This is a genomic window from Streptomyces sp. NPDC040432 (genome assembly GCF_055595445.1).
On sequence record NZ_JBVIVP010000002.1, the window covers coordinates 393,043 to 406,442 of the forward strand.

Here is a 13,400-nt window from a genome sequence, read left to right on the forward strand (position 1 = left end):
AAGGAATGCCCCCAATGCCGGAGTTCGCGTACACCGACCTGCTGCCCCTGGGCGAGGACACCACCCCCTACCGGCTGGTGACCGCCGAGGGCGTGTCCACCTTCGAGGCGGACGGCCGTACGTTCCTCAAGGTCGAGCCGGAGGCGCTGCGCAAGCTCGCCGAAGAGGCGATCCACGACATCCAGCACTTCCTGCGCCCCGCGCACCTCGCGCAGCTGCGTCGCATCATCGACGACCCGGAGGCCAGCGCGAACGACAAGTTCGTCGCGCTGGACCTGCTGAAGAACGCGAACATCGCCGCGGCCGGCGTACTGCCGATGTGCCAGGACACGGGCACCGCGATCGTCATGGGCAAGCGCGGCCAGAACGTGCTCACCGAGGGCGGTGACGAGGCGGCGCTGTCGCGCGGCATCTTCGACGCCTACACGCGCCTGAACCTGCGCTACTCGCAGATGGCCCCGATCACCATGTGGGAGGAGAAGAACACCGGCTCGAACCTGCCCGCGCAGATCGAGCTGTACGCGACCGACGGCGGCGCCTACAAGTTCCTCTTCATGGCCAAGGGCGGCGGCTCGGCCAACAAGTCCTTCCTCTACCAGGAGACGAAGGCGGTCCTCAACGAGGCCTCCATGATGAAGTTCCTGGAGGAGAAGATCCGCTCGCTCGGTACGGCGGCCTGCCCGCCCTACCACCTGGCGATCGTCGTCGGCGGCACCTCCGCCGAGCACGCCCTGAAGACCGCCAAGTACGCCTCCGCGCACTACCTGGACGAACTGCCCCGCGAGGGTTCGCCGCTCGGCCACGGCTTCCGCGACGAGGCCCTGGAGCAGCAGGTCTTCGAGCTGACCCAGAAGATCGGCATCGGCGCCCAGTTCGGCGGCAAGTACTTCTGCCACGACGTGCGCGTGGTGCGCCTGCCGCGCCACGGCGCGTCCCTGCCGGTCGCCATCGCCGTGTCCTGCTCGGCGGACCGCCAGGCCACCGCGAAGATCACCGCGGAGGGCGTCTTCCTGGAGCAGTTGGAGACGGACCCGGCGCGCTTCCTGCCGGAGACCACCGACGAGCACCTGGACGAGGCCGCGGACGTCGTCTCCATCGACCTGAACCAGCCGATGGACGACATCCTGGCGACCCTGACCAAGCACCCGGTCAAGACCCGCCTGAGCCTGACCGGACCGCTGGTCGTGGCGCGCGACATCGCGCACGCCAAGATCAAGGAGCTGCTGGACTCGGGCGCGGGAATGCCGCAGTACCTGAAGGACCACCCGGTGTACTACGCCGGCCCGGCCAAGACCCCCGAGGGCTACGCCTCCGGCTCCTTCGGCCCGACCACGGCCGGCCGCATGGACTCCTACGTCGAGCAGTTCCAGGCGGGGGGCGGTTCAAAGGTCATGCTGGCCAAGGGCAACCGGTCGCAGCAGGTGACGAACGCCTGCGGCACGCACGGCGGCTTCTACCTCGGCTCCATCGGCGGCCCGGCGGCCCGCCTGGCGCAGGACTGCATCAAGAAGGTCGAGGTCCTGGAGTACGAGGAGCTCGGCATGGAGGCGGTCTGGAAGATCGAGGTCGAGGACTTCCCGGCGTTCATCGTCGTGGACGACAAGGGCAACGACTTCTTCCAGAACCCGGCCCCCGAGCCGACGTTCACCCACATCCCGGTCCGCGGCCCGGGTCTCGGCTAGGTCATCCCGTGCCTGCTGCGCGGGGCCGCGGAGCCGCCCCGCGCAGCAGGTCCGCCTCGACCGGGGTGGCGTCGATGCCGGCCGCCCGCGCCTCGCGCAGTTCGGGAAGGGTGAGCCCGTACAGGGCGCGGACCTTGATGAGCGGGACGCCGTCCGGGCCGCCGACGGGGAGGTGGACCGCGCCCTCGGCGGCGAGGATCGCCTCGCGCACCCGGCGCGGTGTCGGGGCCCGGCCCTCGTCGCAGGCCCAGGCTCCGTGCTCGGCACAGAAGTCGCTGCCCTGCCAGTGCAGCCGTCCGTCGACGATCTGCTGCCGGGCAGCGAAACCGCAGGGCTCGTGGTGCCCGCAGGGAAGTGTCACGAAGTGTTCAGCCACGGGTGGAGCATGCCGTCCGGGGGCGGACGGCGCACCGGGATAACGTCGGGGACATGACGCAGCCGTTCCCTTCCACGGTCCGTGACGTGCGGGTCGTCGCCCATCGGGGGGCCTCCCACGAGCACCCCGAGCACACCCTCGCCGCCTACCGGCAGGCCATCGCCGACGGGGCCGACGCCCTGGAGTGCGACGTGCGGCTCAGCGCCGACGGGCGGCTCGTGTGCGTGCACGACCGGCGGGTGGAGCGGACCTCGGACGGGCGCGGGGTCGTGTCGACGATGACGTACGAGGAGCTCGCCGCCCTCGACTTCGGCGGATGGAAGGGCCCGGAGCACCGCGGCGCGCGGGTGCTGCTCTTCGAGGACCTGCTGCGGGAGGTGCTGGCCGCGCCCCGGCGCGTCGGGCTGGCCGTGGAGACCAAGCACCCCACCCGGTCGGGCGGCCGGTTGGAGGCCGAGCTCGTGCGGGTCCTGCGGGCGCACGGCCTCGCGGACGGCTCCGACGGGCGCGTCGAGGTGATGAGCTTCTCCCGCAGCGCCCTGACCCGGATGCACCGGCTGGCGCCCGGACTGCCCGCCGTGTACCTGATGGAGCGCCGGCTGAGGCCCGCGCGGCCCCCGTACGCGACCCACGCGGGACCGGGCATCGACCTGGTGCGCCGGGATCCGGGGCTGGTGGGGCGGCTGAAGGCCAAGGGGCTGGCGGTGCGGGTGTGGACCGTGGACGAGCCCGCGGACGTGGAGCTGTGCGTGCGGCTCGGCGTGGACACCATCATCACCAACCGGCCGCGGGACGTGCGCAAGCTCCTGCGCGACCTGTGAGGCACCCGGCCGGTGTGCGCCGGCCGGGTGTGGGGGGCGGGTGTGGGGATCGGGGGCGGTCGGCGGGTGGGTGGTTACGTGAAGCGCTGGTTCGCGGAGCCGTCGCAGGTCCGCAGGCGCAGTTGCTCGTGCGCGGCCGGGACGGTCAGGCACAGGCCCGTCGCGGCGGCGGGGCGCAGGGTCGAGCCGTCCCGGACGAACTGCTGGTTGGCGCCGCCGTGGCAGTTCCAGAGGATGAGGCCGGTGCCGTTGGTGTAGGAGGCGCCGGGGACGTCGAGGCAGCGGTCGTGGGTCAGTTCGACGCGCAGGGACTTGCGGGCGGTGTCGTACCACCAGCCCTGGTTGCGGCCGCCGTGGCAGTCCCAGCCGACGACCTTGGTGTTGTTGGCGCTGGATCCGCCCGAGGCGTCCAGACAGTTGCCGGTGGCGGCGTTCGTCAACGGCGCGTACAGGTCGTCCCAGGCACCGGCCTGCAGGACGGGTGTGCCGGTGCTCGCCGGATCGGCGCAGGAGGCCTCGCGCAGGCCCGAGTCGTAGAACTGGGTGAGGCAGGACGCGAAGGCGCCGTGGCCCCGGTAGTTGGGGTGGAAGGACTGCCGGGCGGTGTTCTCGTCCCACGGGAAGTGGTCGCCGAGGTCGAGGTACAGGCCGCGGGCCCAGGTGTCCTCCATGCAGACCTCGTGGCCGTGGAAGAGGCGGGAGTTGTCGAGGTAGAGGGCGCCGGAGTCGCGGGCGGCGGCGCGCATGCCCTTCTCGAAGGCGGGGACGGCGTGGTTGCGGCCCCAGGTGGCGTCGGAGTCGTAGCCGGCGCAGCCGCCGGGGAGCTTGCCGGGGAAGTTCGGGTTGTCGCCGAAGTCGGGGCCGATGGGGCTGGGATAGCCCATGACGACGAGCTTGTAGTCGGAGTCGGCGTAGCCGGCGTCGCGCATGACGGTCCGCAGGTCCCCGACGGTCGACTGCACCTTGGGCTTCAGGCCGTCGACGCGGGCCTGCCAGCCCGGGGCGTACTTGGGTTCGCAGGTGCCCTGGATGAGCACCCAGCGGGTGACGCAGTCGGTCATGACGGGGCCGAACTGGAGGTCGTCGTTGGCCCCGGCGACCAGCAGCACCATTTTGATCCTCGTGTTGCGCGCCTTGATCGCCAGGCTGTCGCTCTGGACGAGTTCGTCCGCGTACTGCTTGCTGCCGCCGATCCTGATGTTGCCCGTGTACCCGCCGGAGCAGGCTACGTTGAAGGTCAGGTCGGCCTGGATGCCGGTGCGGTGGATGGCCGCGTCGGGCGAGCGGTGACACTGGTTGTTCGGCGTGTTCGTCGCGGGGTCGTAGGTGCCGACGCCCTCGCCGGAGATCTCGCTGTCGCCGAGCGAGATGAGCCCGGTCCTGCGTTGGGCGGGCGGGCGGATCGCCGGGTCCCCGTAGATCCGGGTGGCCTCGGCGGCCCGGACGGCCTCCAGTTCCGGCGGCAGCGGGGTGATCGCGCCCGCGGTGGTTCCGGTGGCGGCGGGCGCCGCCTGGGCCATGGGGGTGACGGCGGTGACGCCCCCGAGGGCGGCCGCGATCGCCACGACCGAAGCGAAGGTAGATCTGAGCCTGGATCCCGTACGAGCACGTGCCATGAACGCCTCCCCGAAATCGGTGTTACCCACGGTATTTACTGATGGGTAGGGGAGTTGGGAACACTTCGAACAAGACAATTGCTCAACTTTTTCAGGAGGTCACGAACATGACTGAAGATCAGCAAACCGAAGCGTTCCGGATCGAGCACGACTCGATGGGTGACGTACGGGTCCCCCTCCACGCCAAGTGGCGCGCGCAGACCCAGCGCGCCGTGGAGAACTTCCCCCTGTCGGGCCAGCGGCTGGAGCGCGCCCACATCGCGGCCCTGGCCCGGGTCAAGGCGGCGGCAGCCGTGGTGAACGCCCGCCTCGGCGTGCTGGACGCGGACCTCGCGGAGGCCGTCCGGTCCGCCGCCGAGGAGGTCGTGGACGGCCGTTGGGACGAGCACTTCCCGCTCGACGTGTTCCAGACGGGTTCCGGCACCTCGTCCAACATGAACGCCAACGAGGTGATCGCCACCCTCGCCACCGAGCGGCTGGGGCGCGAGGTGCACCCCAACGACCACGTCAACGCCTCGCAGAGCTCCAACGACGTGTTCCCCTCCTCCATCCACATCGCGGCGACCGCCGCCGTCACCGGCGAGCTGATGCCGGCGCTGGAGCACCTGGCCGCCGCGCTGGAGCGCAAGGAGGCCGAATTCGCCGAGGTGGTCAAGGCCGGGCGCACGCACCTGATGGACGCCACCCCGGTCACCCTGGGGCAGGAGTTCGGCGGGTACGCGAGCCAGGTCCGCTACGGCGTCGAGCGGCTGCGGGCGGTCGTCCCCCGGTTGGCCGAGCTCCCGCTGGGCGGCACGGCCGTCGGGACCGGCATCAACACCCCGCCCGGCTTCTCCTCCGCCGTGATCGCCGAGGTCGCCAGGGTCACCCGGCTTCCGCTGACCGAGGCCCGCAACCACTTCGAGGCGCAGGGCGCGCGCGACGCCCTCGTGGAAACCTCCGGAATGCTGCGGACCATCGCCGTATCACTCACCAAGATTTCGAACGACCTCCGCTGGATGGCCTCGGGACCGCGCACAGGATTGGCCGAAATCAATCTCCCGGATCTGCAACCGGGGTCCTCGATCATGCCCGGAAAGGTCAATCCGGTCGTCCCCGAGGCCGTTCTGATGATCGCCGCACAGGTGATGGGGAACGACGCCACGGTCGCCGTGGCAGGTGCCGCCGGCAATTTCGAGCTGAACGTGATGCTTCCGGTGATGGCCCGGAACCTCCTCGAATCGATCCGTCTGCTCAGCAACGGAAGCCGGCTGCTGGCCGACCGCACCGTGGACGGGATCACCGCGAACGCCGAGCGTGCCAGGGAGTACGCGGAGTCCTCGCCCTCCGTGGTGACCCCGCTGAACCGCTGGATCGGCTACGAGGAGGCCGCCAAGGTCGTCAAGAAGGCGCTCGCGGAACGCAGGACGATCAGGGAGGTCGTGCTGGAGTCCGGCTACGTGGAGCGCGGAGACCTCACCCTCGAACAACTCGACGAGGCGCTGGACGTCCTGCGGATGACCCGCCCCTGACCCGACCCCGAGCTGTTACCGGACAGGGGCCGAATCCGGTCGTTTACCGTCCCCGGGCACGTCGGTGACCTGCACCGCAGCCACCGTACGGGCGCCCGCCCTAAGATCTGCGCATGACAGGTACCTTTCGGCCCGGGGACGGCCCGGCGCGGCGCGGCGCGCGCGACGGGACGCGGGACACGCTCTGGACGCCCGGGGAGCAGATCCTCTGGCGCTACCGCGACAACGCCCCCGGGTTGAGCGGCCCGGTCCACATCTGCCGTCCGGTCACCGTCGTCCAGGACACCGACGAACTGCTGGCCGTGTGGATGGCGCCGGGCACCGAGTGCGTCAAGCCGGTGCTCGCCGACGGCTCCCCCGTGCACCAGGAGCCGCTCGCGACCCGCTACACCGCTCCGCGCACCACCGCACGGTCGCGCTGGTTCGGCAGCGGTGTGCTGAAGCTGGCCCGGCCCGGGGAACCGTGGTCGGTGTGGCTGTTCTGGGACCGGGACTGGCGGTTCAAGAACTGGTACGTGAACCTGGAGGAGCCCCGCGTCCGATGGGCCGGCGGGGTCGATTCCGAGGACCACTTCCTCGACATCGCCGTCTACCCGGACCGCAGCTGGAAGTGGCTGGACGAGGACGAGTTCGCGCAGGCACAACGGACCGGTCTGATGGACCCCCACCAGGCCCGGCGGGTCCGGGAGGCGGGTCGCGCGGCGGTCGAGGTGATCGACGCGTGGGGGGCGCCGTTCTCCGGCGGCTGGCCCGACTGGCGGCCCGATCCGAGCTGGGACGTCCCCCCTCTCCCGGAGGACTGGGACCGCACCCCGGCGCATATGACCTCATGAGACCCTTGATGCGCCCCCGGGGTTGAACCGTAGGATCGGCCTCCGCCGGTCGTGCGCGGGGCCGCAGCAAGGTCCCGCGGTCACAAATGACCTGCTAAGACCGGGACTTGACCGAGGGTCAACGCTGAACGAGAGGTAACGAGCGGGACGCGGAATCCGGGGGCTGAGGTGTCCCCGCCGCTGAGCGGGTATACCGCGACTGACCGAGTTGAGTGCAGCGCACATCCAGCGCAAACGGACGGAATTCCACGCGTGACGGAGTACCCCACCTCCCAGGAGGGCCCGCAGCCCGCCGGTGCCTCCGGCGGAGGTTCGGACGAGGCAGGCCACGGCAAGGCCCCGATCGCGGCCGCCGAGGCCGTACGCACGCATGCGCAGGTTCCGGTGTCCGGCCAGGGCGGCGCCGAGGTCCCGCGCCCGCGCGGCACCGCCGCCCCCGGTCCGGGCCCCGGGCAGCCCGCGGAAGCCTCCCGGGGCTCCGGGCACGGCGCGGCGGACGCCGGTTCCGGCGGCGCCCGCACCCGCGACGACGAGGCCGCGCGCAACGCCGGCCGGCGCGACGCGGCGGAGACCGGACCGGGACGCGCCGGGCCGCCCGGCCCCCGCGCCCCCGTCGGAACGGCCCCCCTGCTGCCCTCCGGCGCGCCCGAGGCGCTGTCGGACATCGGCGGCCTCTCCTCCGTCGGCGCGGGATCCACGGGGGCTTCCGGGGCCGGGGAGGTGACGGCGGCGCGCCGCGAGGGCGACCGGCTGCGCTTCGTCGGCGCCGCGACCCGACGGATCGCCCGCGGCATCGACCTGGACGAGATCGTGCTGGGCCTGTGCCGGGCGACGGTTCCGACGTTCTCCGACGCCATCCTCGTCTACCTGCGCGATCCGCTGCCCGTCGGGGACGAGCGGCCCGTCGGGCCCGTCGTCCTCAGGCTCCGGCGGACCGACCGGCTCCGGCCGATCGACGACCTGACCGACAGCGGGGCGGGCGAGCCCGCGGCGACCGCCGGGGCCGCGGGGGCCCCGGGAGGTGCCGGTGAGCTCGATTTCAGTCAGCTGCCGCTCGTCGGGCCGCAGGGTGACCTGCCGGCGGCCGAGCTGTGCGAGATCCGCCCCGGCGGGGCCCTCGCCGAGGTCCTGCGCGGCGTACGGCCCGTCTTCGGGTCGGCCGCCGGGGCCAAGGACGCGCTGCCGGAGCTGCTGGGCTCCGAGCATCCCGTGCCGCGCGGCCGGCGGGCCATCCTGGCCCCGCTCCGGGGCCGCCGACGGGTGATCGGCGCGGCGGTGTTCCTGCGCACGCCCGACCGGGACGCCTTCGAGCAGAACGACCTGCTGGTCGCCGCGCAGCTGGCCACCCACACCGCGCTCGGCATCGACAAGGCGGTGCTGTACGGCCGCGAGGCGTACATCGCCGACGAGCTCCAGCGCACGATGCTGCCCGACAGCCTGCCGCAGCCCACCGGGGTCCGGCTCGCCTCACGGTACCTGCCCGCCGCCGAGACGGCCCGGGTCGGCGGGGACTGGTACGACGCCATACCGCTGCCCGGCAGCCGGGTCGCGCTCGTCGTCGGCGACGTGATGGGCCACTCCATGACCTCCGCCGCGATCATGGGCCAGCTCCGCACCACGGCGCAGACCCTGGCGCAGTTGGACCTGCCGCCCGCGGAGGTCCTGCACCACCTGGACGAGCAGGCCCAGCGGCTGGGCTCCGACCGGATGGCCACCTGCCTCTACGCGGTCTACGACCCGGTCTCGCACCGGATCACCATCGCCAACGCCGGACACCCGCCGCCGGTGCTGCTGCACCTGGGCGGCCGCGCCGAGGTGCTGCGGGTGCCTCCCGGCGCCCCGATCGGCGTGGGCGGCGTGGACTTCGAGGCCGTGGAGCTGGACGCCCCGGCGGGGGCGACCCTCCTGCTGTACACGGACGGGCTGGTGGAGTCCCGACTGCGGGACGTCTGGACCGGCATCGAGCAGCTCCGCGAACGGCTGGCGACCACCGCCCAGCTGACCGGGTTGGACCATCCGCCGCCGCTGGAGGCCCTCTGCGACGACGTGCTGGACATGCTGGGCCCCGGCGACCGGGACGACGACATCGCCCTGCTCGCGGCCCGTTTCGACGGGATCGCGCCCAGCGACGTCGCGTACTGGTTCCTGGACCCGGAGGAGACCGCTCCGGGTCGGGCCCGCAGGTTCGCCCGCCGGGCCCTGACCCGGTGGGGCCTGGAGGACCTCAGCGACTCCCTGGAGCTGCTGGTCAGCGAGGTCGTCACGAACGCCGTCCGGTACGCCGAGCGGCCCGTAACGCTGCGGCTGCTGCGCACGGACGTGCTGCGCTGCGAGGTCGGCGACGACTCCCCGCAGCTGCCCCGGCAGCGGCGGGCCCGGGACACCGACGAGGGCGGGCGCGGTCTGTTCCTGGTCAACCGGCTGGCGCGACGCTGGGGCGCCACCCGTCTGAGCAGCGGAAAGGTGGTCTGGTTCGAGCTCCCGTTGCCGGGTTCGCATGAGCGGCGTTGACTGGGTAGGCGCGGGAGGGTGCCCCTTTCCGGCGTGAGCCGGGGGGCTGCCAGTGATCCCACCGACCCCAGGGGAGACCGCTCGTGACCCAGGACGCGCCGAAGGGCCCGTACACGACGACCAACGCCGGAATCCCGGTGGAGAGCGACGAGCACTCGCTCACCATCGGCCCGGACGGTCCCGTTCTGCTCCAGGACCACTACCTGATCGAGAAGATGGCCCAGTTCAACCGCGAACGGGTTCCCGAACGGGTGGTCCACGCCAAGGGCGCGGGGGCGTACGGCGACTTCCGGGTGACCAACGACGTCAGCCAGTTCACCCGGGCCGACCTCTTCCAGCCGGGGCGGCGCACCCAGGTGCTGGCGCGGTTCTCGACCGTCGCCGGAGAGCAGGGTTCCCCCGACACCTGGCGCGACCCGCGCGGGTTCGCCCTGAAGTTCTACACGGAGCACGGGAACTACGACCTGGTCGGCAACAACACCCCGGTCTTCTTCGTCCGTGACCCCAGCAAGTTCCAGGACTTCATCCGCTCGCAGAAGCGCCGCCCCGACAACGGGCTGCGCGACCACGACATGCAGTGGGACTTCTGGACCCTGTCGCCGGAGTCCGCGCACCAGGTGACGTGGTTGATGGGCGACCGGGGCATCCCCCGGGGCTACCGGCACATGAACGGCTACGGCTCGCACACCTACATGTGGGTCAACGCGGGCGGCCAACGGTTCTGGGTGAAGTACCACTTCCACACCGACCAGGGCATCGAGTTCCTGACGCAGGAGGACGCCGACCGGATCGCGGGTGAGGACCCCGACTTCCACCGGCGGGACCTGTTCGACTCGATCTCGGGCGGCGAGGCGCCGGGCTGGACCCTGAAGGTGCAGGTCATGCCCTTCGAGGACGCCCCGGACTACCGGTTCAACCCGTTCGACCTGACGAAGGTGTGGCCGCACGCGGACTACCCGCTGATCGAGGTCGGGCGGATGACGCTGGACCGCAACCCCGAGGACTACTTCGTCCACATCGAGCAGGCCGCCTTCGAGCCCTCGAACCTGGTGCCGGGCATCGGCCCGTCGCCGGACAAGATGCTGCTCGGCCGACTGTTCTCGTACCCGGACGCGCACCGCTACCGGATCGGGGCGAACTACACGCAGCTGCCGCCGAACCGGCCCCGGTCGCGGGTCGCGTCGTACGCCAAGGACGGCGCGATGCGCCACGAGGCGCCGGCGACGGCCCGCCCGTACGCGCCGAATTCCTACGGCGGCCCGGCGGCCGACCCGGCCCGCTCCGGCGAGCCGGCGGGCTGGGCGGCGGCGGGCGAGATGGTGCGGGCCGCGTACGGCCTGCGCGCCGAGGACGACGACTTCGGGCAGCCGGGCACGCTGGTGCGGCAGGTGATGGACGACGCGGCCCGGGAGCGGCTGGTGTCGAACGTGGCCGGGCACCTGGCGGACGGGGTGAGCGCCCCGGTGCTGGCGCGGGCCCTCCAGTACTGGCGGGCCGTCGACAAGGGCGTGGGCGACCGGATCGCCGCGCGGTTCGAGCAGGCCTGACCCCTGGCGGGCGCAGGGCCCGCCAAGGCGGGTGGAGCGCACACACCACCGCCCCGCAGCGATCACGCTGCGGGGCGGTGGTGCGTGCGGGTACCGCTACCGGTCCCCCTGCCGCTACTGCTCCTCCGGGTTGGGCCGGGGGAAGATGAACGATCTCGTCGGATCGGCCGTCTTCGTCGGGTCGACGGTCTTGGTCGGATCGACGGTCTTCGTCGGGCCGCCGGTCGACTTCGACGGGTCGGGCTTGGTGGTGCTCTGCGACGGGTTCGGCGAGGTCGACGGCCGGCTGGGGCTGGTGCTCGGCGTCGGGCTGGTCGAGGGCGAGGTGGAGGGCGCCGACGGGGACGTGCTGCGGCTCGGCGCGACGGGCACGCCCATCCTCGCCTCGGTCAGCTTGAACTCGCCGGTTTCGACGCCCTTGAGCGCGGCGAGGGTGTACGCCTTCCAGATCTCGGCGGGGAAGCTGGATCCGCCCGCGCGGCCCTTGCCGGCGGTGCCGGTCAGGGTGACCTGCTTGTGCGAGACGGGGTCCTCGCCGAACATCGCGACGATGGTCACCAGTTCCGGGGTGTAGCCCGTGAACCAGGCGGCGACGTTGAGCTCGGCGGTACCGGTCTTGCCCGCGGCCTGGTAGGCGCCGCTGCGCACCGCCTGGCCGGAGCCCTCGGCGACGACTCCGGTGAGCACCTTGGTGACGGTGTCCGCGGTCTGGCGGGTGATGGCCTGGCCGCCGATCGGGTTGACCGGCTGGAACTCGCCGTCCTTGTGCTCGGCCGACTTGATGATGGTCGGGGTGACCTTCTTGCCGTGGTTGTCGAAGGTGGCGTAGACGCCGGCCATCTCGACGGTGTTGGCGCTCATGGTGCCCAGCGACATGGCCGGCTGGTCCTCGTCCCAGCCCTTGCGGTCCACCATGCCGAGCTGCAGCGCCGTCTTCTTCACGTTCTTCGGCTTGGCGTCGACGATCATCTGCGCGTACACCGAGTTGACCGAGGAGTTCGTGGCGTCCTGGACCGTCATCATCGGTTCGCCGTAGTTGATGTCGTCCTGGTTCTGCGGGTTGAACGGGATGTCGCTGCCGACGACCTTGCGCTTGCTGGTGCCGTCGTACAGGGCGTTGGGAGTGATCTCCTTGCCGTCCTGCGTGGTCGCCCCGTTCTCCAGGGCGGAGGCCAGCACGATCGGCTTGAAGGTCGAGCCCGGCTGGTAGTCGGTGCGCAGCGCGTTGCTCGCGGACTTCTCCGTGAGGCCCTGGCCGCCGTACATCGCGACGATCGCGCCGGTCTTGGGGTCGACCGAGGTGGCGCCGGCCTGGACGTTCTGGTCGACGGGGCGTTCCTTGGTGTTCTTGCGGTCGAGCTTGGACTCCAGCTCGTCGTTGACCGCCTTCTCCAGGGCGGCCTGCTTCTTCTTGTCGATGTTGAGCACGATCGTCCAGCCGCCGGCGGCGATGTCGGCGTCGGTGATCTTCTGCTTGTTCAGCTCGACCTCGGCGGCCTGGACCAGGTAGCCCTTCTGGCCCTCCATGCCCGGGCGGGGCTTGGGCTTGATCGGCTCCTGGAACTTCAGGGTCTTGCGCTTGGCCTCGTCCAGCTCGCCCATCTCGACCATGTTGTCGAGGACCGCGTTGAAGCGGATCATGACGAGGTTCTTGCCGTTGGGTCCGGCGGTCGCCCAGTCGTACTGGCTGGGGGCCTGGATGACGGCGGCGAGGTAGGCGCCCTGCTCCAGGGTCAGCTTCTCGGCGTCGACGCCGTAGAAGGCCTGGGCCGCGGCCTGGATGCCGTAGGCGTTGCGGCCGTAGAAGTTGGTGTTGAGGTAACCGGCGAGGATGTCGTCCTTCTCCATCCGCTGGTCGACCTTGAGGGAGATGATCAACTCCCGGACCTTGCGGGTGGGCGACTGGTCCTGCGTCAGGTAGTAGTTCTTGACGTACTGCTGGGTGATCGTCGAGCCGCCTGCGGTGCCCTTGCCGCGGAGGGTGTTGAAGAGGCCTCGGCCCACGCCCATCAGGTCGATGCCGCGGTCCTTGTAGAAGGACTTGTTCTCGATCGCGATGAACGCGTTGCGCACGTCCTCCGGGATCTTGTCGATCGGGAGGTTCTCGCGGTTGACCTCGCCGGTGCGGGCCATGACCGAACCGTCGGCGTACTTGTACGTGTTGCTCTGGAGCGTCGCCGTCTTGTTCGGGTCGGTGGGCTCGTTCACGAGGAAGTAGAGCACGACGACCCCGCCTATGCAGAGCAGGATCATCCCGAAGAAGGCGCCGAGGATCTTCTTCCAGGTGAAGAAGCGACGTATGCCGGTTGGTCTGCCGGCGCTGCCATTGGCGCGCCCGCGCGGCGTATTCCGCGCACCGCTGCGCTGCTGCGCTCGTCGCGCTTCTGCTCGGCCCATCGCTCCCGCTCCGCTCGATTACCCCCCCGACGTCAGCTCAGAAAACTAACACCGCAGGCTGTGACAAAGGTCGGTCATCCCTGATCAATACCGGTCAATTCGGACG

Annotated in this window: 9 protein-coding genes; 6 read left to right on the forward strand and 3 right to left on the reverse strand. The window is 71.1% G+C overall.

Annotated elements, in window-relative coordinates:
• The first annotated feature begins 14 nt into the window (after positions 1–14).
• Positions 15–1,682: a fumarate hydratase gene (locus ACZ58N_RS05485; RefSeq protein ID WP_471155906.1), complete on the forward strand. Its 1,668-nt coding sequence runs from the start codon at positions 15–17 to the stop codon at positions 1,680–1,682.
• Position 1,683: 1 nt separating this feature from the next.
• Here the strand turns inward: ACZ58N_RS05485 and ACZ58N_RS05490 are convergent, their stop codons facing one another.
• The gene (locus tag ACZ58N_RS05490) at positions 1,684–2,058 is read right to left on the reverse strand and encodes a hypothetical protein (protein WP_471155908.1); all 375 of its coding nucleotides are present in this window, start codon (positions 2,056–2,058) and stop codon (positions 1,684–1,686) included.
• A 53-nt stretch (positions 2,059–2,111) separates the two neighbouring features.
• Here ACZ58N_RS05490 and ACZ58N_RS05495 point away from each other — a divergent pair, with 53 nt between their 5' ends.
• Positions 2,112–2,879, forward strand: coding sequence for a glycerophosphodiester phosphodiesterase (locus ACZ58N_RS05495; RefSeq protein ID WP_471155910.1), 768 nt, complete (start codon positions 2,112–2,114; stop codon positions 2,877–2,879).
• A gap of 74 nt (positions 2,880–2,953) precedes the next feature.
• Here ACZ58N_RS05495 and ACZ58N_RS05500 read toward each other — a convergent pair whose 3' ends face one another.
• A complete protein-coding gene (locus tag ACZ58N_RS05500) occupies positions 2,954–4,495 on the reverse strand; it encodes a ricin-type beta-trefoil lectin domain protein (RefSeq protein ID WP_471155913.1) in 1,542 nt (513 codons plus the stop codon).
• A 107-nt stretch (positions 4,496–4,602) separates the two neighbouring features.
• On the opposite strand from ACZ58N_RS05500, the gene ACZ58N_RS05505 reads away from it, so the two are divergent.
• From ACZ58N_RS05505 to ACZ58N_RS05520, 4 genes are all read left to right on the forward strand, one after another.
• Positions 4,603–6,006 (forward strand): class II fumarate hydratase, encoded by a 1,404-nt coding sequence (locus tag ACZ58N_RS05505; protein WP_471155915.1) that lies wholly within the window; start codon positions 4,603–4,605, stop codon positions 6,004–6,006.
• Between the two features lie 113 nt (positions 6,007–6,119).
• Positions 6,120–6,839: a cytidylyl-2-hydroxypropylphosphonate hydrolase gene (gene fomD / locus ACZ58N_RS05510; protein WP_471155917.1), complete on the forward strand. Its 720-nt coding sequence runs from the start codon at positions 6,120–6,122 to the stop codon at positions 6,837–6,839.
• Positions 6,840–7,091: 252 nt separating this feature from the next.
• The gene (locus ACZ58N_RS05515) at positions 7,092–9,350 is read left to right on the forward strand and encodes a SpoIIE family protein phosphatase (RefSeq protein ID WP_471155920.1); all 2,259 of its coding nucleotides are present in this window, start codon (positions 7,092–7,094) and stop codon (positions 9,348–9,350) included.
• A gap of 83 nt (positions 9,351–9,433) precedes the next feature.
• Complete coding sequence (locus ACZ58N_RS05520) at positions 9,434–10,897, forward strand: catalase (protein ID WP_471155923.1); 1,464 nt, start codon at positions 9,434–9,436, stop codon at positions 10,895–10,897.
• Positions 10,898–11,011: 114 nt separating this feature from the next.
• Here the strand turns inward: ACZ58N_RS05520 and ACZ58N_RS05525 are convergent, their stop codons facing one another.
• Positions 11,012–13,294: a transglycosylase domain-containing protein gene (locus tag ACZ58N_RS05525; RefSeq protein WP_471155926.1), complete on the reverse strand. Its 2,283-nt coding sequence runs from the start codon at positions 13,292–13,294 to the stop codon at positions 11,012–11,014.
• Between the last annotated feature and the right edge of the window lie 106 nt (positions 13,295–13,400).